Origin of the sequence: Sphingomonas sp. TX0543, assembly GCF_048565505.1 — a bacterium.
In the GTDB taxonomy this organism is placed as follows: domain Bacteria; phylum Pseudomonadota; class Alphaproteobacteria; order Sphingomonadales; family Sphingomonadaceae; genus Sphingomonas.
Genome location: NZ_JBLZUS010000003.1, coordinates 313,065 through 339,567, shown reverse-complemented (window position 1 = coordinate 339,567; position 26,503 = coordinate 313,065). Strand labels below are relative to the sequence as shown.

The 26,503-nt window shown below is 65.0% G+C and carries 24 protein-coding genes and 2 pseudogenes; 22 read left to right on the top strand and 4 right to left on the bottom strand.

Translation table 11 applies throughout. From position 1 onward, the window contains the following. Nucleotides 1–278 precede the first annotated feature (278 nt). From ACM61V_RS19495 to istB, 5 genes are all read left to right on the top strand, one after another. Entirely contained in the window at nt 279–1,118 is an 840-nt protein-coding gene (locus tag ACM61V_RS19495; protein WP_419714562.1) for a DUF7146 domain-containing protein, read from the top strand. 103 nt (nt 1,119–1,221) lie between these two features. Beyond that, nucleotides 1,222–1,800, top strand: coding sequence for an NAD(P)H-dependent oxidoreductase (locus tag ACM61V_RS19490; RefSeq protein ID WP_419714561.1), 579 nt, complete (start codon nt 1,222–1,224; stop codon nt 1,798–1,800). Nucleotides 1,801–1,943: 143 nt separating this feature from the next. Continuing rightward, nucleotides 1,944–4,394 carry a strawberry notch-like NTP hydrolase domain-containing protein gene (locus ACM61V_RS19485; RefSeq protein ID WP_419714560.1) on the top strand — a complete coding sequence of 817 codons (2,451 nt, stop codon included), beginning with the start codon at nt 1,944–1,946 and terminating at the stop codon, nt 4,392–4,394. 525 nt (nt 4,395–4,919) lie between these two features. Then, entirely contained in the window at nt 4,920–6,446 is a 1,527-nt protein-coding gene (istA, locus tag ACM61V_RS19480; RefSeq protein WP_419713735.1) for an IS21 family transposase, read from the top strand. Further along, nucleotides 6,436–7,221: an IS21-like element helper ATPase IstB gene (gene istB / locus ACM61V_RS19475; RefSeq protein WP_419713736.1), complete on the top strand. Its 786-nt coding sequence runs from the start codon at nt 6,436–6,438 to the stop codon at nt 7,219–7,221. The genes istA and istB overlap by 11 nt, the downstream gene beginning before the upstream one ends. Nucleotides 7,222–7,460: 239 nt before the next feature. On the opposite strand, the gene ACM61V_RS19470 is transcribed toward istB, so the two are convergent. Continuing rightward, nucleotides 7,461–8,954 carry a septum formation inhibitor-activating ATPase gene (locus tag ACM61V_RS19470; RefSeq protein ID WP_419714581.1) on the bottom strand — a complete coding sequence of 498 codons (1,494 nt, stop codon included), beginning with the start codon at nt 8,952–8,954 and terminating at the stop codon, nt 7,461–7,463. A gap of 5 nt (nt 8,955–8,959) precedes the next feature. Beyond that, on the bottom strand, nt 8,960–11,311 hold the full coding sequence (locus ACM61V_RS19465; RefSeq protein ID WP_419714559.1) for a hypothetical protein: 2,352 nt from the start codon (nt 11,309–11,311) through the stop codon (nt 8,960–8,962). Between the two features lie 186 nt (nt 11,312–11,497). On the opposite strand from ACM61V_RS19465, the gene ACM61V_RS19460 reads away from it, so the two are divergent. From ACM61V_RS19460 to ACM61V_RS19430, 7 genes and pseudogenes are all read left to right on the top strand, one after another. Further along, nucleotides 11,498–13,567 (top strand): ParB/RepB/Spo0J family partition protein, encoded by a 2,070-nt coding sequence (locus ACM61V_RS19460; RefSeq protein ID WP_419714558.1) that lies wholly within the window; start codon nt 11,498–11,500, stop codon nt 13,565–13,567. Nucleotides 13,568–13,651: 84 nt separating this feature from the next. Further along, a complete protein-coding gene (locus tag ACM61V_RS19455) occupies nt 13,652–14,602 on the top strand; it encodes an ArdC family protein (RefSeq protein ID WP_419714557.1) in 951 nt (316 codons plus the stop codon). A gap of 31 nt (nt 14,603–14,633) precedes the next feature. Then, a pseudogene (locus tag ACM61V_RS19450) lies at nt 14,634–14,900 on the top strand (hypothetical protein); the annotation flags it as partial. 612 nt (nt 14,901–15,512) lie between these two features. Next, nucleotides 15,513–17,435, top strand: coding sequence for a reverse transcriptase domain-containing protein (locus ACM61V_RS19445; RefSeq protein WP_419714556.1), 1,923 nt, complete (start codon nt 15,513–15,515; stop codon nt 17,433–17,435). A gap of 20 nt (nt 17,436–17,455) precedes the next feature. After that, nucleotides 17,456–17,797, top strand: a pseudogene (locus ACM61V_RS19440) (DUF6927 domain-containing protein); the annotation flags it as partial. A gap of 40 nt (nt 17,798–17,837) precedes the next feature. Further along, entirely contained in the window at nt 17,838–18,044 is a 207-nt protein-coding gene (locus ACM61V_RS19435) for a hypothetical protein (RefSeq protein ID WP_419714555.1), read from the top strand. Then, nucleotides 18,041–18,547, top strand: a complete 507-nt coding sequence (locus ACM61V_RS19430; protein ID WP_419714554.1) for a thermonuclease family protein — start codon at nt 18,041–18,043, stop codon at nt 18,545–18,547. Before ACM61V_RS19435 ends, ACM61V_RS19430 begins: the two co-directional genes overlap by 4 nt. A gap of 18 nt (nt 18,548–18,565) precedes the next feature. On the opposite strand, the gene ACM61V_RS19425 is transcribed toward ACM61V_RS19430, so the two are convergent. Both ACM61V_RS19425 and ACM61V_RS19420 read right to left on the bottom strand, forming a co-directional pair. Beyond that, complete coding sequence (locus tag ACM61V_RS19425) at nt 18,566–19,204, bottom strand: cation transporter (protein WP_419714553.1); 639 nt, start codon at nt 19,202–19,204, stop codon at nt 18,566–18,568. A gap of 157 nt (nt 19,205–19,361) precedes the next feature. Continuing rightward, the gene (locus ACM61V_RS19420) at nt 19,362–19,856 is read right to left on the bottom strand and encodes a hypothetical protein (RefSeq protein WP_419714552.1); all 495 of its coding nucleotides are present in this window, start codon (nt 19,854–19,856) and stop codon (nt 19,362–19,364) included. Between the two features lie 29 nt (nt 19,857–19,885). Here ACM61V_RS19420 and ACM61V_RS19415 point away from each other — a divergent pair, with 29 nt between their 5' ends. The 10 genes from ACM61V_RS19415 (at nt 19,886) to ACM61V_RS19370 (ending at nt 26,330) form a co-directional block, all read left to right on the top strand. Continuing rightward, nucleotides 19,886–20,920: a DUF7221 family queuine tRNA-ribosyltransferase-like protein gene (locus ACM61V_RS19415; RefSeq protein ID WP_419714551.1), complete on the top strand. Its 1,035-nt coding sequence runs from the start codon at nt 19,886–19,888 to the stop codon at nt 20,918–20,920. A 123-nt stretch (nt 20,921–21,043) separates the two neighbouring features. Continuing rightward, nucleotides 21,044–21,352, top strand: coding sequence for a hypothetical protein (locus ACM61V_RS19410; protein WP_419714550.1), 309 nt, complete (start codon nt 21,044–21,046; stop codon nt 21,350–21,352). Between the two features lie 90 nt (nt 21,353–21,442). Then, entirely contained in the window at nt 21,443–22,087 is a 645-nt protein-coding gene (locus ACM61V_RS19405; protein WP_419714549.1) for a hypothetical protein, read from the top strand. 12 nt (nt 22,088–22,099) lie between these two features. Next, nucleotides 22,100–22,552: a hypothetical protein gene (locus ACM61V_RS19400; RefSeq protein ID WP_419714548.1), complete on the top strand. Its 453-nt coding sequence runs from the start codon at nt 22,100–22,102 to the stop codon at nt 22,550–22,552. After that, nucleotides 22,549–23,883 (top strand): hypothetical protein, encoded by a 1,335-nt coding sequence (locus tag ACM61V_RS19395; protein WP_419714547.1) that lies wholly within the window; start codon nt 22,549–22,551, stop codon nt 23,881–23,883. The genes ACM61V_RS19400 and ACM61V_RS19395 overlap by 4 nt, the downstream gene beginning before the upstream one ends. Nucleotides 23,884–23,979: 96 nt before the next feature. After that, entirely contained in the window at nt 23,980–24,513 is a 534-nt protein-coding gene (locus ACM61V_RS19390) for a hypothetical protein (RefSeq protein ID WP_419714546.1), read from the top strand. A gap of 28 nt (nt 24,514–24,541) precedes the next feature. Continuing rightward, nucleotides 24,542–24,976, top strand: a complete 435-nt coding sequence (locus ACM61V_RS19385; protein ID WP_419714545.1) for a DUF4262 domain-containing protein — start codon at nt 24,542–24,544, stop codon at nt 24,974–24,976. Nucleotides 24,977–25,056: 80 nt separating this feature from the next. Next, nucleotides 25,057–25,383 carry a hypothetical protein gene (locus ACM61V_RS19380; RefSeq protein ID WP_419714544.1) on the top strand — a complete coding sequence of 109 codons (327 nt, stop codon included), beginning with the start codon at nt 25,057–25,059 and terminating at the stop codon, nt 25,381–25,383. Nucleotides 25,384–25,477: 94 nt separating this feature from the next. Continuing rightward, entirely contained in the window at nt 25,478–25,771 is a 294-nt protein-coding gene (locus tag ACM61V_RS19375) for a hypothetical protein (RefSeq protein WP_419714543.1), read from the top strand. Nucleotides 25,772–26,069: 298 nt separating this feature from the next. Beyond that, complete coding sequence (locus ACM61V_RS19370) at nt 26,070–26,330, top strand: type II toxin-antitoxin system Phd/YefM family antitoxin (protein ID WP_379501374.1); 261 nt, start codon at nt 26,070–26,072, stop codon at nt 26,328–26,330. Nucleotides 26,331–26,503: the final 173 nt, after the last annotated feature.

Below are 26,503 nucleotides of genomic sequence, written 5' to 3'. Positions count from 1 at the left end.
CCCCCCCTGGCTCGCACAGACGCCCCCGAGCCCTCACACTGAAGCCCCCGTCTCCTCACAAGGAGGGCACTCAACCTATTGGTTTACCGTCGCAAACGGCCCCTGAATCTTAGAATCAATGAATCTATGAAGCTCCCGCGCTCCGCTTGGGCGTTTTCAAGATTTGATTCTTTAAGAGGAGCAAATCGACCGTCCCGCATAGCCGGTAAGCTGCGCCCCAGGATAAGGTGAGCCGGCAGAGAGGCAAGGGGGAGCATGGGCCGCGAAAGGAACTGCCAATGGCCCTTGTCGCGCTCAGACCAACCCAGGACCTCATCGATCTAGTCGGCTCGCTCGGGGGAACCTGGCACGGACGCACCGCCATGTGCCCGTGTCCCGCCCACGCCGACAGCACGCCCAGCCTCTCTATTCGCCAAGGCAACCAGGGTATTCTCGTCACCTGCTTTGCCGGGTGCGACCGGGAAGATGTTCTGCGTGAGCTTCGGCGGGTCCCGAGCCGTGGTCGCTTCGCCTACACCGACACGCCCACCGCGCGGTCTGGCAACGCAGAGCGGCTCTGGGACGAGGCGCTCCCTCTCGATGGCACGCTCGCCGAACGCTATCTTCGCCTGCGACATCTCTGGCCTGTCACCCATGACCTGCGCTTCCACCCGCGCTGCCCCTATCGGCCCAAGCCGTGGACGACCTATCATCCTGCGCTGATCGTCGCGGTGCGGGAAGGGCGGCGCCTGACTGCTGTCCAGCGGATATTCCTCGACCCACTGACAGCCCGATATCGGATGAAGCTGATGCTCGGCCAGCCGGGGCAAGGCGCATGGCAGGGAGGAGGGCAGGCAGTTCCTGTGCTGGCGCTGGCCGAGGGCTTCGAAACCGCGCGCGCCTTCACCATCCTCCACGACATACCTTGCTGGACGAGCCTCGGAGCCCGCCGGCTCGACCAGCTCCTGCTGCCGTCATCGCTGACCTCGTTGATCCTGGCCGTCGACAACGATGCCGAAGGCGCGATCGCGGCAGAGCGGGCAGCCCTGCGTTACGCCAGGCCGGATCTCGTAATCACCCCCATGCCCCCCAAGGGCGTCAAGGACTGGGCCAAGGTTCTCGAGATGAGCCGGCGATGACCAGGGTCTCGCCAAGGACAGCCAGGCATTGGCGCAGCACCTTGGGGAACTTCCTGATTGCCGGAGGCAACGCGGGAGAGGAATGCAATGCCCGGAGGAGCGCATGGCACGTATTGCGATCATCGATGGACATCCCGATGCTGATCGGGCGCGCTTCGTTCACGCGCTGGCGGATGCCTATGCGGCGGGTGCCGAGGCAGGCATCCATGACGTCCGCAGGATCGATATCGCGTCCCTGGATTTTCCGATCCTGCGCTCGGCCAAGGAATGGCGCGAGGCCGATCCTGTAGACACGATCCACAAGGCGCAGATCGACATCCGGTGGGCCGACCATCTCGTGATCCTCTATCCGCTTTGGCTGGGCGACGTGCCCGCTCTCCTCAAAGCCTTCCTCGAGCAGGTCATGCGGCCCGGCTTTGCGATCGATGAAACCGAACCGGAGCAGCCAGCAAGACTGCTCGGAGGCCTTTCGGCGCGTATCATCGTGACGATGGGGATGCCCGCACCCTTCTATCGGTTCTTCTACCGGGCCCACAGCCTCAAGAGCCTCGACCGCAATCTGCTCCGCTTCGTCGGCATCGCGCCCGTTCGCTATTCGATCATCGGCGGCGTCGAAAAGGGTAGCGGACACCGGAAACACTGGCTGCACCGCATCCGCCAGCTTGGCCAGGACGCCCGATAGCGCTGGTTCGGAAACTCCCGGCGAACCCCAGGCTTTCCGCGATTGCGTAGCCGGCCCCTGACAACCACCGCGCGACTGGGCAAAGGGAAGGGGGGTCGAAGGATTGATGCTGCCGATGGGGCAGCCAGTCCGGAGACCCCACCATGTCCGATCTCTTCGATACCGCCACCGCGGCCGAACGCCGTGCGGCCACACTTCTCATCGACCGCCTCAGGTCGACGGACCCGATCACCCGGGCCGACCTCAATGCGGCGATGATCGAAGGCTATGGCGGGACCGACGCGGACGGGCTCTGGACCCAGCGCGACAGCTTCGAGATTCTCGAGCATGCACTCGCCCACCACCTCCAGTTCGGTCCCTATCCGCTGACCTCGCTCGATGATGTGATTGCGGCCTGCGACCTGCTCGACCGGCTGCCCACCCAGACCGTTCGCAGCGAAGATCAGATCGAATGGCAGCAGTTCTCGACACCTGTCGATCTTGCTGCGGTGGCGGTAGTCCTCGCCAATATCCAGAGCGACGATGTGATCCTCGAGCCGAGCGCCGGCAATGGGCTCCTCGTGGCGCATTGCCGGGACTTCGGCTCCCTCCAGCTCAACGAATACGCATCGGGCCGCCGGGCGCGTCTCGCCGATGTCTTCCCTGATGCGACCGTCACCGGCCACGACGGCGCCACGATCAACTCGAGCCTGGCGGCAGCGGCGCGTCCCAGCCTGATCCTCATGAACCCGCCATTCTCCCGGTCGGTCGGGCTGGGCGCCGACGCACACGCCGCTGTCCGACATCTCCAGGCAGCCCTTCGCCGACTGCAGGCCGGCGGCCGTCTGGTTGCGATCATGCCCGACTGGTTCGGACCCAATGCGCGGATGCGCGATCTCTTCGAGACCACGCTGCGCGATGTCAGCGTGCGGACCTCGGTGCGGCTCGAGAAATGCTATCTGAAGCACGGCACCAGCATCGCGGTCCGGCTGTTCGTGATCGACAAGGTCCCCGGCACGACCATTCCCGCGACGATCCAGCGCACCTCCATCCGTGAGCTCATCGGCGCGCTCACGATCCACGAGCGCGGGACCCTCGCGGCGCCATCGGCACCGGCTCCCAAGCGATCGAGCAGCCCCTCGCTGTTCCGCGCCATGAAGAGCAATCGCGCGCAGCCGCGGCCCTATCACGCTCCGGTGCGCAACAACGTGCTGCCCGTCGAATACGCGCCGCTCGACACGCCGGCGCCGCTGCTCGACCAGGTCGGTGTCTATCTTCCCTATCGTCCGAGCCGGATCACCTTCGACGCCGCCGGCGAACATCCGACCGCCCTGGTTGAATCCGTCGCGATGGGCTCGATCGCGGCGCCGATCCCGGCCTATGTGCCGCGGCTCCCCGAACGCACTGTCTCCGAACGCCTGCTGTCGGCCTCGCAGCTCGAAACCGTCGTCTATGCCGGTCACGCCTGGGACCAGTTTCTGCCGGGGAAGTTCAGGCCCGCCAAGGAAGGCGTCGGCCTTGAGGAAGCGCAGGATGGCCGCGCCTATCGCATGGGCTATTTCCTCGGCGACGGCACCGGGGCGGGGAAGGGGCGGCAGGTCGCCGCGTGCATCCTCGACAGCTGGCTCGCCGGGCGCCGCCGGAACATCTGGATTTCGAAGAACGAGGCGCTGCTCGAAGACGCGCGGCGTGACTGGACCGCGCTCGGTGGTCTCGCGGCCGACATCCAGCCCCTCTCCAACTGGAAGATCGACCAGGCGATACCGCTGGAGCAGGGCGTGCTCTTCGTCACCTACCCGACGCTTCGTTCGGCACGCGGTGACCACAGCCGCCTCCAGCAGGTCATCGACTGGGCAGGCGACGATTTCGAAGGCGTGATCGGCTTCGACGAGGCGCATGAGATGGGCGGCGTCGCCGGCGGCGAAGGGGCGCTCGGCAAGAAGGAGGGCTCGCAGCAGGGCATCTCCGGGGTCCTGCTCCAGAACCATCTGCCCGGCGCGCGCGTCCTCTACGCCTCGGCAACCGGCGCCTCCGACGTCAACAACCTCGCCTATGCCGTGCGGCTGGGCCTGTGGGGGCCGGAAACCGCCTTCAGCAACCGCGAGCAGTTCATCTCCGGCATCCGCAAGGGCGGCATCGCCGCGATGGAGCTCGTCGCTCGCGACCTGAAGGCGCTCGGCCTCTACACCGCCCGCGCGCTGAGCTTTGCCGGCGTCGAATATGACATCCTGCGGCATGAACTGACGCGCGAGCAGATCGCGATCTACGACGCTTATGCCGACGCCTGGGGCATCATCCACCGCAACATGGAGCATGCCCTCGAATTGACGGCGGTGGTCGACGGGCTCGAAAATGCGACGCTCAACAGCGGTGCCAAGGCGTCTGCGCGCTCGCGGTTCGAGTCGACCAAGCAGCGCTTCTTCGGTCAGCTCCTGCTCAGCATGAAGCTGCCGACCGTGATCGCAGCGGCGAAGTCGCATCTCTCCGCGGGGCAGTCGGTGGTCCTTCAGCTGGTCACGACCGCGGAATCGATCCTCGATCGGCGGCTTGGCGACCTATCGCCCGACGAGCGGGCAAATTTGGAAATTGATCTCAGTCCCCGTGAGTATGTCTAATGTTGAGCTCAACATTACACATATTCTTTGCAGTCGCAGTTTATGTCGAGCGTGGCAGCAGGAGGCGCAGGTTTCCTTCGGTTTTCCATGATTTCACTCCAGATAATTACGGTTCCCTCGACCTGAACAAGTCGAAGGAACCACCATGAGAACAAGATCATCAGAGCTGTTTTGTCCGGCACAGCTCCGGATCGAAGATCCGCCCAGCTCGGATGCCCTATTCAACGCCTTCCTCTCCTCTCTGTGGGTCAAGGAGGAAGCGGCCTGTTCGATCCTGTACAGTGCAGCGATCCGTCATTTCCTGCATTGGCTGGATATGCATGCCATCCCGGTCAGTACGCTCGACGATCAAGTCGTCCGACGGTTCGAGAAGCACCGTTGTCGGTGCCACGGATACTCGGCTCAGCAAGCCTGTTGATTTCCGCTGAGAGCTGACCCGGGAAGGTCCAAAGTTTCCACTGAGAAGTGACCCATGTTCTGAGCTTCCCCCTGGCATTTGCGTCGGGGGATCAAGGAGTGATCGACATGGCGTTATTGAGCGTAATCCGGCGCTGGCATTTCCGCGAAGGGATGCCGATCCGGGAGATTGAGCGACGCACCGGATTGTCGCGCAACACGATCCGCAAGTACCTGCGCGCCGGCACGGTAGAGCCGAAGTTCAAGGTTCCCGAGCGGCCAAGCAAGCTGGACCCGTTCGCCGAGAAGCTGTCGGCATGGCTACGGATCGAGGCGGGCCGGTCGCGTAAGCAGCGGCGCACCGCCAGGCAGATGCACGCCGATCTGGTCGTGCTGGGCTATGACGGATCCTACAACCGCGTCGCGGCCTTCGTTCGCACCTGGAAGGCCGAGCGGCAGCGTGATGCCCAGACCAGCGGCCGCGGTACTTTCGTCCCGCTGGCGTTCGCGCCGGGCGAGGCGTTCCAGTTCGACTGGAGCGAGGACTGGGCGATCATTGCCGGCGAGCGGACCAAGCTGCAGGTGGCGCACAGCAAGCTGTCGCACAGCCGGGCGTTCATCGTCAGAGCCTATCTGCTCCAGACCCACGAGATGCTGTTCGATGCGCTGACCCAGGCGTTCCGGGTTCTCGGCGGCGTCCCCCGGCGCGGGATCTTCGACAACATGAAGACCGCGGTCGACCGGATCGGTGCCGGCAAGGTCCGGCAGGTTAATGCCCGGTTCGCGGCGATGGCCAGCCACTACCTGTTCGAGCCGGATTTCTGCAACCCGGCCGCCGGTTGGGAGAAGGGACAGGTTGAGAAGAATGTCCAGGATGCCCGGCGCCGACTGTGGCAGCCGCTGCCCAGCTTCCCCGATCTGGCGGCACTCAACGCCTGGCTCGAACAGCGCTGCATCGAGCAATGGGGCCAGATCCAGCATGGCGTCCTGCCCGGCACGATCGGCGATGCCTGGGCCGACGAGGTAGTCAGCCTGATGCCGTTGGGGCGGACCTTCGACGGCTTCGTCGAGCACGCCAAGCGGGTCTCGCCGACCTGCCTCGTGCACTTCGAGCGCAACCGCTACAGCGTGCCGGCATCCTTCGCCAACCGGCCGGTCAGCCTACGCGTCTACCCTGACCGAATCGTCATCGCCGCCGAAGGCCAGATCCTGTGCGAGCATGACCGGATCATTGAACGCTCGCACCACCTGCCGGGGCGGACGGTCTATGACTGGCGGCACTATCTGGCGGTGATCCAGCGCAAGCCTGGCGCCCTGCGCAATGGCGCGCCCTTCGCCGAGCTGCCTGATGCGTTCCGGCGGCTGCAGGGCCATCTTCTCAAGCGCCCCGGCGGCGACCGGGAGATGGTCGAGATCCTCGCCCTCGTCCTGCAGCACGACGAGCAGGCGGTGCTTTGCGCCGTCGAGCTGGCGCTCGAAGCCGGCGTTCCGGCCAAGACCCACATCCTCAACATCCTGCACCGGCTGACCGACGGCAAAGCTGGCACCCCGCCGAGAATCGACGCCCCACAGGCGCTGAGCCTGGTCCGCGAGCCCAGGGCTAACGTCGAGCGCTACGACGCGCTCCGCAACAAGGAGACCGCCCGTGCGTCATGATCCTGCCAGCGCCGCCGTCGTGGTCATGCTTCGCGGTCTGAAGATGTACGGCATGGCCCAAGCCGTCAGCGAACTCGTCGAACAGGGGGCGCCGGCCTTCGATACCGCGGTGCCGATCCTGTCACAGCTGCTCAAGGCCGAGGTCGCCGAGCGCGAGGTCCGCTCGATCGCCTACCAGATCAAGGCCGCCCGCTTCCCGGCCTACAAGGACCTCGCCGGCTTCGACTTCGCTTCCAGCGAGATCAATGAAGCCATGGTTCGCCAGCTGCACCGCGGCGAGTTCATCGACGGCGCCCACAACGTCGTGCTGATCGGCGGGCCGGGCACCGGCAAGACCCACATCGCCACCGCGCTCGGCATCCAGGCGGTCGAGCATCATCGCAAGAAGGTCCGCTTCTTCGCCACCGTTGACCTGGTCAACGCGCTCGAGCAGGAAAAGGCCATGAACAGGGCCGGCCAGCTGGCCGATCGGCTGCTGCGTCTCGACCTCGTGATCCTCGATGAGCTCGGCTACCTGCCGTTCAGCTCGTCAGGCGGGGCATTGCTGTTCCACCTGCTCAGCAAACTCTACGAGCGCACCAGCGTCGTCATCACCACCAACCTCAGCTTCAGCGAGTGGGCCGGCGTGTTCGGCGATGCCAAGATGACGACCGCGCTGCTCGATCGGCTCACGCACCACTGCCACATCCTGGAGACCGGAAACGACAGCTTCCGCTTCAGAGCCAGCACCGCCGCCGCGGCGCCCAAACCACGAAAGGAAAAATCGCCAGCTTGACCCATCACCCGCATCGCGGGACATATCTTCAACCCGGGTCACTTCTCGATGAAAATCCCGGGTCAACTCTCAGCGGAAATCAACAGGCAGGCGAAAAAAAGAGCCTGCCCGGCAGGACCAGGCAGGCTTTATGAGTGGGAGGCCGCCGAAACTTTCGACTCGAAGGCCCCTCGGGTCGCAGCAAGATCGTATCGTAACGCGCCTGCATTTCCTTGCACGGATGCGACACTCGCGTGTCGCTAGAGGCGCCCGCATTCGACGAGCAGGTTCGTCGCCGTTTCGAGCCGGTCCGGGGTCGGCTCTGGAGGATTGCCCTGGCGCGTCGTGCCCGGCGTTAGCGTCCATCCGCCCTCGTCCATGACAATCCGCAACCGAAGGATTGTCTTGCCCCGGTTGCGAGCGTCGGCCAGGCCCCGTCCCACCGACCAATAGGCATGCTGCGCCATGATCCAGATCTCGAGCACGCGCCCGACGAAACCGGCCGGGGAGAGCTCACGCCAGCTTTCCGCCTCCCTCTTGGCCCGGCTGAGGGGCAATCGATCGGGGTTCTCGAAGGGATGACCCTGGTTCGGCGCTTCCCGGAGGCAGAGAGCAAGGGCCGCGACAATGGCCGCCGGAAGCTGTTCCTGGTCCCGCAGGACTTTCTGCAGCGAGCGAAGATGCTCGACAGGATTCGCGGTATCCGTCGACGCGAGAATCCAGTCTCCAGCGCTCTCCGGCAATGACGCTTCGTCGAGGGCATCGATGAAGGCCTGTGCGAGCTGCCCTGTGGAACGAGGTCCAGGCAGAAGCGCGCCGATCGTCCAATAGAACAGGCCTTCGAGCGCGAGCCGGAACAGCTGCCGGATCTGGACCGCTCTCCATTCGTCCGCCGCGATCGGGCGGTCGTTCGCACTGCTCCATGCGGCGGCCCGATCGGCCATGCGCATTCTGATATCCTCGTAGGTCGCCTCCTCGTCCGCGAGATCCGCAAAGGCAGCCTGAATCAGAGCGACGCCTTTCTGGCGGGCGGGCGCCGCGCGTTCGCCGCCGAGCCTGACGAACATGGCCTTCGCTTCGGCCGCGCGAGGCTTGTCCATCGTCCAGAGTTTACCCCAGCGCTCGGCGTCCGCCCGCTTCACGCTGACGCTTCCGAAGCGATTGAACGCCTCGTGGTCCAGCTCACCCTCGAAGCGCTTTTCGAAAGCGTCGAGCACCGGCTCGAGGGCAGGATCGGGCTGAAATATGCCAGCGGCGCCCTCGACCGGGATCAACCAGCCCATCGTGCGCAGGCTTGGGCCGTAGTTCAGCGGCGATATGAAGCCGGTGGAATAGCGTCGCATGTTCCGCCGGGCATCCCATTCCTCGCCGCCAAAGCGATAGCGCACGGCATCCAGCATCGGGCGCATGGCCTGTGCTCCGGGTATGTCGGCTTTCGGATCGATCAGGAACTGCGACCAAGCGTATATCGCTTCGATCCGGTCGACGAAATCGCGCATTTCCTCGGGCTGTGCGCTCTGTCGCCTTCCGCGCTCCAGGATATGGCGGACGCGCCGCCAGGCCCAGGCCATCAGCGTATAGGGCCGGATGTGGCTTGCCACGTTGTTGAGGTCAGGGAGCACCCGGTCCATCAGGCCGAAATTGATCTGGCGCAGACCGAGCGGATCCACGCCGCCCATGCCGACCTTGCTTTTGTCGACCGGCCGGGGCTCGTCGGCCGTGCGGGCGACATCGAGGAGTTCGTTCAGATCCATCACGTTCAGCAATCCCGATTGAGCAGGATTCGGCCGCAGCAGCTCGCCAATCCCCGGAGCCGCAGATCTTCTCCGGCCGCAAGGGGCAGCCGTATATGGCAACGCGGGCACGACGCTCGGAAGGTCTCCAGTACCATCAGCTTGGCGAACGAGGCGGGATCGCGCAGCGCCCGGTCAAGACTGGGCCAGTGCGGCGAAGAGCGAAGGCTATCAAATCCGGCATCGGGACCATGCCCATCGCCGGCGGCAAGATAGGCGTCGATCTGCTCGCCCATGGTCCTTGCCGTCAGCACTTCGCCGAGAAAACCGTCGAGGTCGATGCCTTGGCCGAGCAACGCCATGAAAGCCGGGATCACATCTGGAGAGACGGCAACGGTGGCCGGATCGATGCCGCGACGCAGGAAATAGCGTCGCGCCCGAATGGCATTGTCGTCCCGCCGGTCGGCGGCATGATGAAGGAGGATGGAAGCGGCGGCGAGATCGCTTTCGGGGCCGTCAAGCGCGGCGATCTGCGGCAACACCTTGTCGAGCCAGAGTTGCACCTTGGCCGGTGCCGGTCTGATCCGGTCGGCCAGGAAATGCGACAGCGACAGCGCCATGAGCGCGTTACGACCCGCGGCCTCAGGCGCCAGCATGGTCGTCAGCAGTTCGTCGAAGATCTGGAGCGACCGATAGTTCGCCGCTTCTTCGGACCTCGCTCGCTTCTCGCGGTCCTTTTCATCGTCGTCGTCGTCATCGTCGGTTTCGCCGCCGGCGCCCCAGGGACCGCGCGACTGCCTGAATACGGCACGGATCAGGGCCATGGTGTGCCGCCACGCGGACGATGTTTCCTCTCCGGCCGCGCCCGACAGCAAATTGGCGCCGAGGGCAGCCGCATTGAGATCGGCGAGCGTCACCATGCCTTCGGTCCCGTCTGGCCGGCCGCCACTACCGCCACCGCCGATGCCGAGCGACGCTGGCATGCGACTTGGATCCTCGCGAAACCACGCCAGGATGGCGGCGACGTCGGTCGGTGTTTCGGTGCCGGCGAGCATCGCCATGAGCCGCGTGGCGATCGAACCCGTGCGCCGGATCAGCTCGAGCGCCGCCGCAATCGACACGAAGCCTTCCCAGCGCCGGCCGCCTTGCTCAAGTCCGAGGATCAGACGACCGTTTTCCCAGCTTTCGAATTCGATGCCCGGCGCGTCGAGCTGGAAATGGCCGTCGCCAGAGACCACGACCGGACCCAGCGCATGGGATCCCCTGGGGGTTCGCAGCACGGCGATTGCGTTGCCGCCAAGCCTTGGTGTCAGCGCGCGGCCCGTTATCCGTTCTCCTTCCAGCGAGGCGCTCAGGATTCCGACCGCGGAGTCGCTCGTCTCGTTCTCGTCCAGCGCGTCTGCCGGGAGGCGGGCAGGGGCCGTTCCCGGGGCCGTGACCCAGTAGCTCTTGCTGCCCCGCTGGACCCGGAGCACCCCGGCCTCGACGTTTCGCCCGAACAGACCGGCATGCGTCACGTTGGCGCTGCCGCTGAGAAGGAGGCGTCCTTTGCGGCAAACCAGTTCGATCGACTTGGCATGGAGCGGTCTGTCATCGTGGCCGAACACATCAACGACATCGACCGGCTGCCACTTGGGTCCGCCCTCGAAGGGCCAGGCATTCGAGCCCGGACCGCGGACCGTTCCTGCGGGATGGGCATGGAGATGCGCTTTTTCGATACCCAACAGTGTCGCGAGCGCATCCAGGCCGTCGGCGCGTAGATCGTAATAGGGCGAGACCGCCGTAAGACGGGTCACACCGCCAAGATCCTCGGCATAGAGCGCCAGCTGTTCCGCGATCGGCGCATCGAGGCTGTGCACCATGTGGATATTCCCCGCCCGCGGCTGGCCCTGCGCCGATCGTCGCAGGGAACCGGCAATGGTCTCGCAGGCAGGCCCTGCCGCGATGATGATCTGAGCCGACGCGGCGAGCTGTTCGAAAAACGCCGCCGCATCGTCGAAGGCGTCCGCGGCGAAGCTCGGATGCAGATGCTCGACCAGCTCGAGATTGCCGCCCCAGCCAGCGAAAGTCAGGTTGCCCGATCCGACGAGAAGATGGGCATCGTCATCGCCGAACAGCGCGCCCACTTTTGCGTGGAACACCCCGTGATTTGCGCATGCCACGGCTTCGATCTCATAGTCGCGGCCGACCCTGCGCGCGCCTTCCTCGCTCAGGCCGGCGCGCACACCTTCCGGATCGGCCAGGATGAGGGCATTGCGACCACCCCCGCGAAGCAGCGCGTCGAGAAGCACCGCCTCGAAGAACGACAGCGAAAGCGCATAGGTCGTGAAGGCAGCGCGCTTCCACGGCGCTGCCGAGATCAGATCAAGCGGATTCACACGCACCCCCTTGGTTCAAGCCTAATCGCTCGCCAGTTCACCGACAGTAAAAATCGAGGCTTGCCCGAAAGGCGATCGCTCGGCGGCTCAGCCGCCCGCAGGTTCGCCGCAAGCCAATCGGGGAAAGGGAAGGGGGGACGGAGCTGGTGTCCGGGATGATCCGGACGCCAGATGGAGCTCCTTCCCATGACCGCATCCGTTAAGCTCGCCAAGCTCACGCTTTCGCCCATCAACGTCCGCAAGCGACCCGACGAACTGCTCGAAATCCCGCAGATGGCGGCCGATCTCGAAGCGCGCGGCGTCCTGCAGAACCTGCTCGTCACACCCGTCCGGAAACCGCGCGGCACCTTCGAGGTGTTTGACGGCGGTCGCCGCCTGCGCGGCCTGCGCCTGCTCGCCGAGCGCGGCGTGATCGACCCCGAGACCTATGACGTTCCCGTGAAGGTCCTGGTCGGTGACGAGGCGACCCTGTCCGAGACGTCGACGGCGGCCAACTTCCACCAGCTCAAGATGACCCCGGCCGAGGAATGCCGGGCGTTCCAGTATTTCATCGGGCTGACGGGCGACATCGACGGCGTCGCCAAGCGCTTCGGCCTCACCCGCCGCTTCGTCGAGGGCCGCCTGCGCCTTGCGACGCTCGCCGAACCGATCTTCGAGGCGCTGAGCGAAGGCACGATCACGCTCGACGTCGCCAAGGCCTATGCGTCGACCGAGAACCAGGAGAAGCAGCTGCTCGTCTGGAACAGCTACGGGACCAGCTACTCCAACGCCGACACCATCCGCCGTGTCATCGCCAACGAGACCATGAACTCGACGGATCCTGTCGCCATCCTGGTCGGCGAGGACCGCTATGCGGACGCGGGCGGCAAGGTCGACCGCGACCTCTTCAGCGACAGCGGCGACAAGTGGGTCAACCCCGAGATCGCGCAGCGGCTCGCCGCGGACATCATGGAGGCGGAAGCCAAGCGCGTCGGTGAGGAACTGGGCCTCGGCTGGATCCGTCCGATCGCGTCCAACTATACCCACAGCGCCGCCGCCGGCCTCTATCGCGTCATCCTGCCCGCCGCGGACCTGACCGAGGAACAGCAGGCCCGGCTCGAGGCGATCGCGGAACGCCAGCAGGTGATTTCCGTGGCGATGGACGACGAAGCCATCGGCGAGGACGCCTATAAGGCGCTGGACCAGGAATATGACGCGCTCAGCGCCGAGGAGCATGCGATCCGTAACGTCGCGCCGGTCCTGCCGGACGAACTGCGGCCGCTGGTCGGCGCCTTCCTCAAGCTGACGCCCAAGGGCGAAATGGTGCTCGACGCCGAATATTACAGCGAGGAGCCGATCCGGATCGGCGGCACCGAGGACGAGACGGGCGACACCCCGGACAAAGGCTCGCGCAGCCGGCCGAGCGGGGCCGGCAGGGAATCCGCGACCCCGGCCTCCCGGCCGGAAGCGGTGGCACCGGGCGGCAAGCCGCTCAGCGCCCGGCTTTACGACGAACTCGCGATGCAGCGGCGCGACGTCCTGGCAGCGACGCTCCTCAGCCACCCGGCCCTCGCGCTCGACTATGCGCTCTTCGTCATGATCGACGATCGCATGACCGCCGAAAGCGCCTATGGCTCGACAATTCGCGCGCGCTCGCCCCAGGACCCGGTCACCGGCGAGCAGCCTGCGACCCGCGCCCGTAGCTATCTCGCCGAAGCCCATGACGGGCTCGATGCCGGCTGGACCGAGTACCAATCGCAGGTCGACCGGTTCGAGGCCTTCCGCGGTCTCGACGACGACGCCAAGGCAGCCTGGCTCGCCTATATCGTCGCGATGTCGCTCGAAGCGCCGAATTCCCGCGCCGAGCAGTCCCCGCTGCACAACCGGCTTGCGACCATCATGGAAATCGATGTCGCAAGCTGGTGGCGGCCGACCTCGGAGAACTTCTTCGACCGGGTCAGCAAGGGTTCGATCCTGACCTTGCTCGCCGATGTCGGCGGTGCGGCGCTCACGGCGCGTCACGCAACGATGAAGAAGACCGAAATCTCGGAATCGTGCACCAAGCTCTTCGCCGGGGAGGCGATCGTCGAGCCGGAGGTTCGCGACGCGGCGCTCGCCTGGGTCCCGAACGCGATGAAGTTCCTCGATTCTGCGCCCGCCGACGATCTCGATGTCGACGACGAGCCCGAGGACCAGGGCGGCGATCAGGAGACGGTCGCGGTGAACGACGCCGATGGCGAACCTCAGCTGGACGATCAGGACGCGCTCGCGGCCTGACGCCTCTCACCTCCTGGAGTGCTGACCGCCGGCGCGCAGACACGCGTCGGCGGTTTCCTTCTCGTCCGCACGGGAGTTCCCAACATGTCAGCTTCACGTCGATCCAGCCGCGACGTCGCCGCGGAAATCACGGACCTCATCATCCGCAAGCTCGAGGAAGGCGTTCCGCCCTGGTCGAGACCCTGGCGGTGCAGCGGCGCCGGCGGCCGCCCGCTCCGGCACTGCGGGACGCCTTACACCGGGATCAACACGCTCTATCTCTGGGCGCTCGGCGATGCGATGGGCTACCGCTCGCGCTTCTGGATGACCTATCGCCAGGCCGAGGCGCTCGGCGCCAATGTCCGGCGCGGCGAGACGGGCGCGATCTCGGTCTATTATTCCTCGTTCAAGAAAACCGAGGAGCATCCCGAAACCGGCAAGGAGGTCGAGAAGAACATCCGCTTCCTTCGCCACTACGTCGTCTTCAATGCCGACCAGATCGACGCGCTCCCCGCCTATTTCTACGCGCCCGAAGAGCCGGAAACGCCGGTTGAACCCTCCACGCGGCAAGCGGCGATCGACGCCTTCTTCGACGCGATACCTGCCGACGTCCGCCATGGCGGCAACCAGGCTTACTTCACGCCGACCTTCGACCATATCCAGATGCCGAGCCGCACCTCGTTTCGCAGCATGGACCTGTACGCGTCGACGAGATGTCACGAGACCGTCCATTGGTCGGGCCACTCCGACAGGCTGGCCCGCACCTTCGGCAAGCGCTTCGGCGACAAGGCCTATGCGTTCGAGGAGCTCGTCGCCGAAATCGGGGCGGGGCTCTGCTGCGCAGATCTGGGCCTGCCGAATGTGCTGCACGACAGCCATGCGAGCTATGTCGGGCATTGGCTCGGCATCCTGCGCGACGACAAGACCGCGATCATTCACGCGGCATCCAAGGCCGAGCAGGCCTTCAATTATCTGTGCGGGTTTGCGGACGACCAGATCAGTCCGGCCGAGTCCGCGCCCCTCGAGGCCGTCGAGCCGCTGGCCGAAGCCGCCTGACCCCACTTCCTCTTCGCCAAGGAGACCAGCCATGGGATGGCTGACCATGCCGTTCGCCTCGATGGGCGGACATCCGACTGCCAAGGCCTATCTCGACGCGCAATTCACCTACACGCGCGATGTCGAGGGCGGGACGAAGGGACTGAGGATCCTCGCCTCGTCCTGCCCCAAGAACCGCACCTATTACGCCGCTGCCCAAGTCCTGACGAATGGCATCGGGGGCGAGATCTTCGCGATCGTCTGCAAGGTCCTCTGGAGCCCCAACAGCAAGACCGGCGAAAATTTCGGCTACAAAGACAGTGCGCCGTTGCGGCGCTGAAATGGAGTATCAGTGATGATGAGGTAAGTTGAGAATGCCTCTGCTCGCCGGACTAACCTCGGGCCTCACAAGGTCTGAAATCCCGAAAGGGACGGGGAACAATAGCATGTTCGGAAAAGGCCAGATGCGTCTTAGTCGCAAATGGAGGCGATGACGGTCAGGGCAAGGTGCGTATGGTGAAGGCTACACTGCTTAAATCCCAGTCTGCAGCAATCTATATAGCGATACTGGCGAAAGCGACTGTCACGCCAGGTCCGGATGATGACAGCGGTCTCATGTCTTGGCCGCCTGTTTCTCAGCCCATCCGGTGCGCCTCTCGTCGAGGGGTTTAGTGGACGAACGGGACACCTAACCGCGCCGCATCTCCATTCAGCGTAACTACGGGATGCCCTAAACAGGCGGCTTCTGCCGGCCTGCATGGGTACGGAGCCGCCATATTACTCAAATGCCCGGGGTAATGCCCGGGACATCGACCTCTTCGGAGGCGGCGGTGCAACTGTATAAGGTCTCGAGCGATCGGGCCGAAAGCGGGGAAGACCGGGGGAAGGGCGGCAGCTGTGATTCTTCAACCACCGATCATGGGGTGTGCTGATGCTGCCAGAAACTGTGAAAGGCCGGTTGGAGGCCATTCCGGCGCTCGTTGCGTCGGGCAAAAGGGTGAATGGACTCTATCGTCTGATGGGGTCTCGCCTCCTTTGGGAGGAGGGGCTCCAGAAGATCGGATCCAACAAGGGTGCGATGACGCCGGGTATTGACGGCGAGACCTTCGCGGACTTCGGACCGGAAGACCTCGACCCGATTATCGCCAGCGTGACGGCAGGGACCTATGATCCCAAACCAGTGCGTCGGGTGTTTATCCCGAAAGGCAAGGGCAAACGGCGTCCGCTGGGCATTCCCACGCGCGACGACCGCCTCGTTCAGGAAGTGGCGCGGCAACTGCTCGAACGGATCTATGAACCGGTGTTCTCGAACGCCTCCCATGGATTCCGGCCGGGCCGGTCGTGTCATACGGCGCTTGAACACGTCAAAGCCGTATGGACGGGGGTGAAATGGCTCGTAGATGTGGATGTCGCGGGGTTCTTCGAGAACATCGACCACGACATCCTCCTGCGGCTGTTGCGGAAAAGGATCGATGACGAGAAATTCATCGGCTTGATCGGCAGCATGCTTAAGGCGGGTGTTATGGAAGACCGGGTTCACACCCGGACCTACAGCGGCACTCCGCAGGGCGGTATCGTCTCTCCAATCTTGGCCAACATCTACCTCCATGAACTCGATATGTTCATGGCGGAACGGATCGCGGCTTTCGAGAGGGGGAAGGTCCGTGCCACGAACCCGGAATATGGGCGACTGGCTGGGCGCATCCAGAAACAACGGAAGCGCGTCACCATGCTGCGGGCCAAAGACAATGTCGACGAGGTGAAGGTTGCGGCCTCCTTGGCCAAAATCCAAACCTTACTGCCGCAAAAGCGGTCCATCCCGTCGAGAGACGCGATGGACCCCGGTTATCGCCGACTTCGTTACTGTCGCTACGCGGACGACTTCATGATTGGGGTTATCGGTAGCAAGGAGGATGCACGAAGCGTGTTCGCCGAAGTCAGGGCATTCCTGACCGAGGCGCTGGCGCTCACGGTGTCCGAGGAGAAAAGCGGTATCCGCAAGGCGAGCGATGGAGCCGCCTTCCTTGGATATGAGGTCCGCACATATACGACACGCCAACGGGTTGTCCGGAGCCGACAAGGTTCCGTCAGCTTCCTTCGTAGGCCGCCGTCGGAAGTGATGCAGCTGCATGTCCCTTGGGAGAAGGTCCACGCGTTCGCTTCTGCAAAAGGTTATGGTGATCTGTCGGTGTTGAAGCCGCGTCATCGTAGCCTGCTGCTCAGCTGCAGCGACGTTGAGATCGTCCTAGCTTACAACGCCGAATTGCGGGGTTTTGCGAACTACTATGCTCTCGCCAAGGATGTGAGCTTCAAGCTGAACAGGCTTGAGTTTCTCCAGCGGTGGAGCTTGTTCAAGACCTTGGCCAGCAAGCACAAAACCAATGTGCGAGCGGTCGTGGCCGGCATGAGGACGGGGCAGGAATTCACCATCGGCTACGACGTCGATGGCCAGCCCCGATCGGTCAAAGTCTGGAAACTGGCTCATCTGAAACGTGATCCGGCCACCTCGTCCAGGATTGATATCCAGCCTTGGACGCAGGTGTTCACCCACTCACGTACGGACTGGGTTGATCGTCAGAATGCCAAGCAATGCGAGGCTTGCGGTCGATCCGATGTTCCGTGTCAGGTGCACCATATCCGGGGGATGGCCGATGTTTCGCACCGCGGTTTTGTCGTGAGAATGAAGGTGGCACGCGCCCGCAGGACGGTGGTCCTGTGCGAGCAATGCCACTGGGATACTCACAGAGGCCGCCTGCCCGATCTACGGCAAAGTGATGGTTCGTCACAGTGGAGAGCCGCATGCGGTGAAAGCTGCACGTGCGGTTCGGCGGGGGGATCAGGGCTGACTCCATGAGCAGCACCAATCCTACCCGACTGAGCGAAAACATGGGACCGTGCGAAGCCGACTGTCCCGCTTCCATCCTCGACCTCCTGTCGCCGACCGACAACAAGCATGCGCTCGACTGGCGCGAACGGTGCCGCGCCAACATCGCCCGGCGCACGCGCAAGCTCTCGGACGGCGACCGCATCCGGCTCGAGCAGCCGGTCACCTTCACCGACGGCCACGTCGCGCAGGAGTTCGTCGTCTGCAAACGCCAACGCAGCCTCATGCTGCGCGACCCGGAAACCGGCTGCTTCTATCGGATCAGCCGCCTGATGGAGCGGGCCTGGTCGATCGTGCCCGTCACCAAAATCCACAAGACGGTGTTCGCCTGAGCATCAATCCGTATATCCTCGTGATGAAGTGGATCATGTCATGACAATCGCCATCGAAAGGAACAGCCTGTCGTCCAAGCGCGGATTGCTCTGCAGCCGCGAGAACGCCATGCGCGTCGCGGGCCGGATTTTCGATCATTCGCACGAACGGGTAAGCATCCTGCGCACCGCGGACCCGCTGCAACCCTTCCGTGTGTCGACCGACCCGGCTCCGCCGGGCCTCATCGTACTCGAAATGGTCGCATGAACCGCCTTGTCGTCCTGGCGCTCCTGCTGTCAGCCGCCTGCACGCCCAGCGATGCCGCCGAGGACACCTCGTTCAGCGCCAAGGCGCGCGCCCTCGATGGCGATACCGTCGCCACCGACTTCCGCCTGCTCGGCGTCGATGCCTTCGAGCGGCATCAGCTATGCGAACGCGCCGGCGCCTGCTGGGAATGCGGGAAGGCCGCGCAGGATCTCGCCGCGCGCACCTTGCGAGGCGGCGACGCGCAAATCCATCTCTCTTCGCGCTCGAGCTATGGCCGCCCGGTTGCCACCGTCTCGATAGATGGGCGAGACCTCGGCGAAGTCATGATCTCCGCCGGGCTCGCCATTCCGCAGCCGCAGTATCTGCGATCCGATCCCGCACGCTCGGCGCGCTATACGGCCGCGTTCACCGAAGCGCAGCGGCGGCGCGCCGGTGCCTTCGCCGGAAGCTGGCTGGAACCCGCCCGGTGGCGGCGAGGCGAGCGGCTAACCTGCGAACGCTGAGGGCCGGCTACGCTCGCTTCATTCAGCCGCGACCACCTCTGCAGCCGTCTTGAGCTCGCGCATGGCGTGACCAATGATCTGCCAGCCGCCGCTGACGCCGAGACCGGCCAGGATGATGGCGACGCCGATGTCGGGCCAAGCGGTCCCTGTTCCGAACACGCCGCCCGCGGCGGCGACGACAGCCACGTTGCCGATCGCATCATTTCGCGAGCAGATCCACACCGAGCGGCGGTTCGCGTCACCCTTGCGGTGACCCCACAGCAGTAGCGCGCACCAAAGATTGGCGACAAGGGCCATCACTCCGATTACGCCCATCGTCTCGGCCTGGGGGAGGCTTCCGGCATAGGCCATCCAGAGCGTGCCCCCGAGCACCCAAAGTCCGACAAGGAGAAGGGTCAATCCTTTCAGCAAGGCTGCCCGCGCGCGCCAGCGCAAGGCGAGCCCCGCGACGACAAGGCTGATCAGATAATTTGCGGCGTCCCCCAGGAAATCGAGCGCGTCGGCCATAAGCGACGCAGACTGGGCGGAAACGCCGGCGATCATCTCGATCGCGAACATGCCGGCGTTGATCCCGAGCGCGATCAGCAGGACGCGTTCCCACCTTTCGTCCCTGGAGCGGTCCGAGCCACATCCGCCACCGCAGCAATCACCGGCCATCGCGCCAACCTCGATTCGACTGACGCCGTCATTATGCACCCGGCACCCGTCAAAGGGTCAAGCAAAGCCTATGGGCCGGTCGGCAGCACGTGCCTCCGGCGCGAAATTTGACCCTGGATCGACCGGACAGCCACATTCTGCCCGATCGATCCGAATTTCAGGCACGCAGGCCGGGATCGGCCCACCATGACTGGCCCTGCTGGAAATCGTCGGATGTGGACACGACCGGGCCATCCGGCTCGTCCGCAACATAGGGCCGAACAAGCGGGCGGGCCTTGACCTTGCGGCGATGCATCTCCCCCGCGATCCGGCCGCGCGCCTCGAGCAGCTCTTCCAGCCACAGCAGATCGTCGATCATCTCGACCACGCCGCGGCCCGCAAGGCAGAAATAGATACAGCGCTGGAAGTCATCGCCGGCCGGATTGCTGAGGATCGAGGCCAGCTTGCGCTTGCCGCCCTGTTCGCCCTCATGGATCCAGCTCACCGCCTCGCGAAGTTCGCGGACCGAATAAAAGGCGTCCTCGACATGCATGCCGATCGCCGCATTGGCGATCATCCGCCGGGTCGGGCGGTTCTGCTCGTCCAGGGCCGCATCGCGCAGCGTCACGTCGAGATCGAAATGGTCAAGATAGCGGGCGGCGGAATCGGTCATCGGGAATCTCCTTTCGCAGGGAACATAATATGAACACGGTGAGGGTCAAGCCGAGTACGATCGCGGTCATGATCGGGCTGCCCCATCTGTCCGAGGGCAAGCTGCTCGATCGGGCAAGGCGGCTCCAGCAACCCGTCCTGATTTCGGCGAACGCCCTGTCGCGCTGGTCGAGGCGCCGCGGCTGGCGGGAATGGACCGGCTGGTCGCTTCGCCCGCTCGGCAACGCGGCGGGCCTTCACAGCCTGTGCCTCGACAGCGCCGGGTTCAGCGCGATGGTCACCTATGGCGGCTATCCGTGGACCGTGGACGATTATATCCGCCTTGCGGCGGCGTATCCGTTCGGCTGGTGGGCCAGCCTCGACTATTGCGTCGAGCATCAGGTCGCCGGCGACCGCGACGAGGTGCTCGACCGCATTTCGCGCACCGTCCGGGCCAATATCGAGTGCCGGCTGCGCGGCGACAACGAAGGAATTCTCGACACCTTCATGCCAGTCATCCAGGGGCGCCTGCCGTCCGACTATGAGCGCTGCGCCGAGGCCCTGTCCCTGACGATCGAGCGGGCAGGACTGATCGGCGTCGGATCCATGTGCAGGCGGCCTATCCATGGGCCTGAAGGTCTGATGGCCGTCGTCGATCATCTCGACCGCGTGCTCCCGCGCCTTACGCGGCTGCACCTTTTCGGCGTGAAAGGGGAAGCGCTCCCCTATCTTTCAGCCTTCCGCCACCGCGTCGTCTCGATCGACAGCCAGGCTTACGGGGTCGCAGCCAGGACTGCGGCAAGGCGCCATAACCTCGCGAAGACCGACGCCGTCGTCGCCGATCATATGGAACACTGGGTCCACACCCAACATGCGCGCCTGCGCCAGCCGCAGCGCCAGATTCCCATGCAGCCGCCGACGCCGGATGCCGGGCCGCCCGACGATCCCTGGGAGGCCGCGATTGCCGAAGCGCGGCAGCAAATCCGCGAACTCATCGAATCCGGTGACCTCGATCATGACGAGACAACCGCCCCGTGGATCGAGCAATGGGCTGCCGACATCTATCGCGAGCGCATGACGGGCTGAGCATGCCCCGACGGCCGATGCGCACGATGCCTGCCGAGACGACCGCCGCGCAGCCAAAGAAAAGACGGAAAAGGGGAAGGGCGATCGACAGGCGCGTGAGCACCTGCAGCCCGAGGAGCCACAATGCCCCAACCCTTCATCGTCACCGAGCGGGTTACCGCACGCTCGAACCGCGCCGAAGTGCGCAATCCGATCCTCACATTGCCTGCGGTCGCCAAGCTGCGGGCGCTCGATCCTGAAACACGCCGCGTGCTGCACGACCTGCTCCTCGAACTCCAGCAGGATGCGAGGCAGCGTGCCGAGGCGAGCTGGCGCAGCCGCAAACCTCCACTCGCATCATATTGGGCGGCCTGCGGTGTCTATGCCGGCCATGTTGCGCGCGCGATCGGGCCGCGCGCCTGTCGGCGGACTGGGCGTGAGCGACCGCGCTGAGCCCCAACCTTCGCGGCGACACGGACGGGGAGAGGGAAGGGGGGCCGGAGACGCGAGCGGAGGAACCGCTCGAGATTCCCGGAGAACCCCATGACCTATGATGTGGCATTTCGCTACGGCCAGGCGCTCGACCCGAGTGCCCTGTCCACCATCGGCACCACGCTCCACGCCATCCACGCGGCGATCACCGATTGCCGCAACGCCGGCATCGAGGTCGAAACCGACCCCGCCGTCATCCTGCTGGCCCGCCACCTCATGCAGGTCTGTTCCGATCGGCCCGCCGATGCCGAACTGCGCCGCGAATGCATGGCCCGGATCGCGGACCTTCGAAACCGGCCCATGCTCAAGACGCTCGCCCTGCGCGGGGTCGCCTATGACGAACCCGCCAAGCGCCTCTTCCACTCCGAAGGCCGCGCCGCGATGCGGCGCCTTGCCGACGCGCTCGGCCTCGAAGAAGGCAGCTTCGACATCCGCTCCAACAAGGCGGGGCCCGCCGTGTCGGGCGAGATCACGCTCCACGCCGATATGCTCTGGGTCCAGTTCTCGCTCGGGCCGTTCGGACCCGACCGCGAGGTCTGTTTCCGCAAGGTCCGTGACCGCCAGGACCATATCGGCGAGCGCAACCATTGGGCGTCTGTCCGCGAACTGGTCGAGCCCGACCGCTTCGCCGAGCGCATCCGCCGCGATCTCAAACTTCCCGCATCCGTTCCCGCCGCCCCGCGGCTGGTTGCCTGACAGGAGAGTTCGATGCGCATATTGCTCACGCGCACCCGGATCGGCGTCGAAGCGCCGAGCTATTCGTATCGGGTGCAAGTCCCCTTCACCGAAATCTCGCTCGAGCGGCAGGCGCTCATCGCGATGCATTCGGACTATGGCCTTGGCGCCGGACTGCTCGCCCGGCTCCCGGACGTCATCGCGCCGATGACCCACCTCGAAGCCGCGCCCGGGCTCGACAAGCATCGGATCGGCAAGCTCGTCGATGGCGTCGCCGACCGCGTCGGCGCGATTCTGCTCGGCGCGGTATTCCCCGAGATGGCGGAGCGCACGGTTCCGTTCCGTCTGGATGTGCCGTCGGCGCCGCCCAACGCGCGGATCATCGGCGAAATCGAGAATCTCTCGGGCCGCTACGAAGCCCTCGCGCGCGAGATCGACAGCCTGGCCGCCTCCGACCTCGGCTTTCGCGCGGAGGGGGACCGATGATCTCCGAGCCCTTCGACCCCGCCGACGCGGCCACCTGGGTCGCGCGCGGCCGGCGGCCGGATCATGCGGAAATTCTGGCTGACGCCTGGCGGCGCTTTCCGGACCTGCCGAATCCGGCCGACGCGCAAGCGAGAATGGCGCGCATGCGCGAGCGCGCTTTGGCGCTCCGCCCGGTCATGGAAGCCATGTCGAAAGCGTCGGATGAGGAACGCCAGCTCCGCAATTTCGCCTTCACCGAGGCGCGCGTCGGCCGCGGCGAGGGCGACGCTCGCGATGCGGCGATCCTGCGGGGGCGCGCGGTCCACGGCTATGACTGGGACCGCGCCGTTCGGTACGCCTCGGGATGGTATGCGGCCCATGCCGGATGGGAGCCGGAAGTCCGGCGGCCCGGGTGCGCGACGCCCGGATCTCTCGCCTACGAGCAGGGCTTCTCCGATGGCGGCGGCAATCGCGACGACCTTTTCGATACCGCGCGCCGCGCCTTCGAAGCGGCACCGCCACCTGACGACCCGCCGGTGCCGACAGCCGGCCGACCCCTCCCGAGCGCCTGGCCCAGACCGACCGACGAGCCGCTCCCCGCCCGATGGACGCGGCGGCTCCTCATTCTCGGCGCGCCCGAAGCCGGATTGCTCGGCGCGAGTGCAACGCTGCAAACCGATGCCGCTCTGCTTCTCCCGGCCCTGCGCGACTGTCCCGGATCGGACGAGCTCACCGTCATCGTGATCACCGGAGCCGGATTTCATGCACTTGGCGACATCGGTGCGCCAAGGCCGGCGAGCGAGCCCCTGTGCGGCGTCGACCTGCCGATGGATCCACGGTTTGGCGTCCAGCTGCGCGCCCTCATCGCGGGCCGCGATTTCGACGATATCCTTGTCGCGGCCCAGCACGGCTACCTCTCGCTGCTCGATGCCCATGCGAGCGCGCTGCCGCTGTGCCGGACCATGGAGCGCACCCGAAACACCGTTCTTCAGCAGCGCGGACATTTCCGCATCTGGCTCGACCGCGGACTCGTGGCGGGCGAGAGCCTCGGCGCCGGACACATCCGCTGGGGCAAGGCGACGAAGGGCCTCACCGGCAAACTCGGCGAGTTCACCGCGCGCTATGCCGGAAAGCAGCCGGGCGGAGGCCATCGTATCATTGTCGAGACACCGGACGGCCGCCCAGCCACGGGCTATGTGACGGTCCAGGGCGAAGCGCTGCCCCCCGAAACCGTGATCGGCAACCGCGCCCATCTTCGCAAGGCAATGGCGGTCCGCCTGCGCGCCTTCGGCGGCGCCACCCGGCTCACGGCACAGCCTGCTCCCGATCTTCTCGACCTCGCGGCGGCCTGATCCAGCGCGCGTGCGAGGAGAGGAGGGTGTCCGGGACATGTGCCGGACGATTGAGCAGCCGGCGCTCCTTCTTCTTCCACCTATGGGAACCCCTTCATGCCTGAAACCTCCGTCATCTCGCGTCTTCCCGCTGCCGGCGATGCCGACCTCGTCCGGCAACTCCCCCACCTTTCCATCGCGCTTGGCGAGAGCGAATATCATGCCGCGACGATCCTCGCGTTCGACCCGGACGCCCATATCTCGGCCGGGCAGCTCGCCGGGCATGACGAGGAGCGTGACCGCCTGCTCGCCGGCGATGCGATGGGACCTCGCGCCTGGACGATGCTCGCCCGCGCCTGCCGCCCCCAGCCGGACAGGCTGGATGACACGGCGTGCCTGGCACAGTTCCTCGCCGAGCGTGCTGTACCGGCCGAACCAATCCTCGCGCACCGGATCGGATCGCGCGTCCGCATCGGGCCCCGCCAGCGCATCGGCGGGGACCGCTACGCCGGCCGCGAGGGCGTGATTGTGAAAACGCATTTCGCGGGCTTCTACGTGAAGCTCGACATGACGCCGCGTGAGCGCAGCCAGAAGACCGAGCTGGTCGAGACAGACTATCTCGAAGTCCTGACTCAGCCCGCGACCGCTTGAATTCGCTCCCGTCGCGGAGGAGGATCTCATGATCGATTCTTCAGACTTCTACGCCGCCATCGAGCGCAACATCGCGCGGAGCGGTCAGCATCTCTTCCTGATCTTCGCCGACGGCGAGACGCCCGCCTTCGCCTACAGCATCGGGAACGCGCTGCAGGGCCTGCCGGAACTCCTGCTCATCGGCAACTTCTCGCCCCGCTTCGCCGGCTCGATCATCAACGAGCTCGGCCGGAAAATGCGCGAAGCGCGCAGACCGCTCGAAGGCGACATCGACGTTGGCGGCCGCTTTCCTGCCCGCGTGCGGCAAGCCTCGGCCCAGGCCCGCCAGCGCTTTACGCTCCAGGTGGGGCGCTACCTTCGCCACGAGGAATATGACGTGCTGCAGGTTCTGCTATGCGATCCGGACGGGGTCTATCCAGACGAACCGGGCTGCGTGCCCGCCTACGACGTGCCGCTGGCCTGAGGTTCGCCGCTCGGCACCCCCCAACTATTGGCCGAGGATCTACAGGAATCCGTCGGTGCAAATGCGAAGGAGCTTCGCTCTTGAACCCCGCTCTCGCCAATGAACTGGCCGCCCGCGCCGCCGATGGCTGGCATCCCATCACGCTCATCGAAATCAAAGCGCAATTGCGCGGTCTGGGCTATGCGCTCGATCGCACGCTGGACTGCCGGTCCACGGCCCAGATCATGACCGGTCCACGTGCCGGCAAGACCTACCCCACGTTCTCGACCGGCATCAAGGAGGCCGACACCGGCCGCAGCGCGTTCCATGTCGAGGCTCGGCGCGACGCCAAGTTTCGAGCCCTGCAGAACCTTCGCTTTGAGGTCGGCCTTTATACCGTTCTGCGCGGCGCAATCATGGATCTCTGATCCTGGGCCGATCAGTGCAGAATTACCGGGACGAGGTTCGTCGAACGCTTCGACCCTGCTGGCCCACACCCCCCAAATCCTCAGCTGGAGACCAATGATGTCGGAGCCCACCCATTTCGTTCACGTCTATGCGACCGTTCGCGTCAAGATGGCCGTCACGGCAGCGAACCACGAAGACGCCATGCGCGCCGCCGACGAGGCCCTGTTCGCAAGGGGGTTCGGCGTGCGGTTGATCCCGACCGCCGAGGGCGCGCTCGACGCGGACTATGCCGAGGAAGTGACCGGCTATCTCGTCGACGAGGCCGGCGACACGGAATATCTGCGCAGCGCGAACTATGGCCAGGACTATGCGCCCGACTGGGGCATGCGCAGCCGCTCGAGCGGATGACCAGAAAGCTGCAACATTCTCCCGCCAAAGCGGCGGGCAGGTTCCACAAACCCGCATCTTGACGATTTCCCGGATTTTCCCTATGTTCCATATTACCGGGCAAATACGAGCCCTCATGATCCGGGAAAATCGTAAAACATAGTCGGGACGGTAAAATCAGTACGAAGGCGCGACAGGTATCCCAAGCGGTGGATCAGAAAATTCGGCCTAAATCGTTGGTAGTTATATCCGAACCTATTTTCGCACAGGCATCACTTCCGGACGTAGAGATTGGAGCCCAAAGCTTATGGCGAAGAGCATGGAAATCGTTCCTTCAGGTGAATTGCAGAAACAATTCGGCCGCTACTCTGACGAGGCGATGATCCGTCCCGTCGGCGTCAGCAGGAACGGGCGGTTGCGTTTCGTCATGGTTCCTATTGACGACTATGAGCGCCTGCGTCGCCGTGAACGAGTTGCAGGCCGTGCGGAGGATTTGGATGAAGAAACCCTCGACGCGATCCGGGCCGTCGAGCCCGCGCCCGAGTGCGACGAAGCGGAAGCTCGACTTAGCGCTTCCTAAGCCGGGCGAGGTTATCAATTACAGCTATCTTTGGGAGTACGAATACAAGGACGGTCGCGACGAGGGCGTCAAAGATCGCCCCGTTGCCGTCGTGCTAGTCACCCAATCCGACGATGGGTTCGATCAAGTTCATGTCGTGCCCATGACGACCCGGCCTCCCACCCGTGGTCAGC

What these genes read in the sequence shown, in the direction of transcription:
- ACM61V_RS19420 (WP_419714552.1), bottom strand. Translation starts at nt 19,856, where the DNA reads ATGACCGATTCCGCCGCCCGCTATCTTGACCATTTCGATCTCGACGTG.
- ACM61V_RS19430 (WP_419714554.1), top strand. Translation starts at nt 18,041, where the DNA reads ATGAACCGCCTTGTCGTCCTGGCGCTCCTGCTGTCAGCCGCCTGCACG.
- ACM61V_RS19490 (WP_419714561.1), top strand. Translation starts at nt 1,222, where the DNA reads ATGGCACGTATTGCGATCATCGATGGACATCCCGATGCTGATCGGGCG.
- ACM61V_RS19415 (WP_419714551.1), top strand. Translation starts at nt 19,886, where the DNA reads ATGAACACGGTGAGGGTCAAGCCGAGTACGATCGCGGTCATGATCGGG.
- ACM61V_RS19405 (WP_419714549.1), top strand. Translation starts at nt 21,443, where the DNA reads ATGACCTATGATGTGGCATTTCGCTACGGCCAGGCGCTCGACCCGAGT.
- ACM61V_RS19385 (WP_419714545.1), top strand. Translation starts at nt 24,542, where the DNA reads ATGATCGATTCTTCAGACTTCTACGCCGCCATCGAGCGCAACATCGCG.
- istA (WP_419713735.1), top strand. Translation starts at nt 4,920, where the DNA reads ATGGCGTTATTGAGCGTAATCCGGCGCTGGCATTTCCGCGAAGGGATG.
- ACM61V_RS19460 (WP_419714558.1), top strand. Translation starts at nt 11,498, where the DNA reads ATGACCGCATCCGTTAAGCTCGCCAAGCTCACGCTTTCGCCCATCAAC.
- ACM61V_RS19410 (WP_419714550.1), top strand. Translation starts at nt 21,044, where the DNA reads ATGCCCCAACCCTTCATCGTCACCGAGCGGGTTACCGCACGCTCGAAC.
- ACM61V_RS19375 (WP_419714543.1), top strand. Translation starts at nt 25,478, where the DNA reads ATGATGTCGGAGCCCACCCATTTCGTTCACGTCTATGCGACCGTTCGC.
- ACM61V_RS19470 (WP_419714581.1), bottom strand. Translation starts at nt 8,954, where the DNA reads ATGGATCTGAACGAACTCCTCGATGTCGCCCGCACGGCCGACGAGCCC.
- ACM61V_RS19435 (WP_419714555.1), top strand. Translation starts at nt 17,838, where the DNA reads ATGACAATCGCCATCGAAAGGAACAGCCTGTCGTCCAAGCGCGGATTG.
- ACM61V_RS19495 (WP_419714562.1), top strand. Translation starts at nt 279, where the DNA reads ATGGCCCTTGTCGCGCTCAGACCAACCCAGGACCTCATCGATCTAGTC.
- ACM61V_RS19390 (WP_419714546.1), top strand. Translation starts at nt 23,980, where the DNA reads ATGCCTGAAACCTCCGTCATCTCGCGTCTTCCCGCTGCCGGCGATGCC.
- ACM61V_RS19400 (WP_419714548.1), top strand. Translation starts at nt 22,100, where the DNA reads ATGCGCATATTGCTCACGCGCACCCGGATCGGCGTCGAAGCGCCGAGC.
- ACM61V_RS19395 (WP_419714547.1), top strand. Translation starts at nt 22,549, where the DNA reads ATGATCTCCGAGCCCTTCGACCCCGCCGACGCGGCCACCTGGGTCGCG.
- ACM61V_RS19445 (WP_419714556.1), top strand. Translation starts at nt 15,513, where the DNA reads ATGCTGCCAGAAACTGTGAAAGGCCGGTTGGAGGCCATTCCGGCGCTC.
- ACM61V_RS19370 (WP_379501374.1), top strand. Translation starts at nt 26,070, where the DNA reads ATGGAAATCGTTCCTTCAGGTGAATTGCAGAAACAATTCGGCCGCTAC.
- ACM61V_RS19425 (WP_419714553.1), bottom strand. Translation starts at nt 19,204, where the DNA reads ATGGCCGGTGATTGCTGCGGTGGCGGATGTGGCTCGGACCGCTCCAGG.
- ACM61V_RS19485 (WP_419714560.1), top strand. Translation starts at nt 1,944, where the DNA reads ATGTCCGATCTCTTCGATACCGCCACCGCGGCCGAACGCCGTGCGGCC.
- ACM61V_RS19455 (WP_419714557.1), top strand. Translation starts at nt 13,652, where the DNA reads ATGTCAGCTTCACGTCGATCCAGCCGCGACGTCGCCGCGGAAATCACG.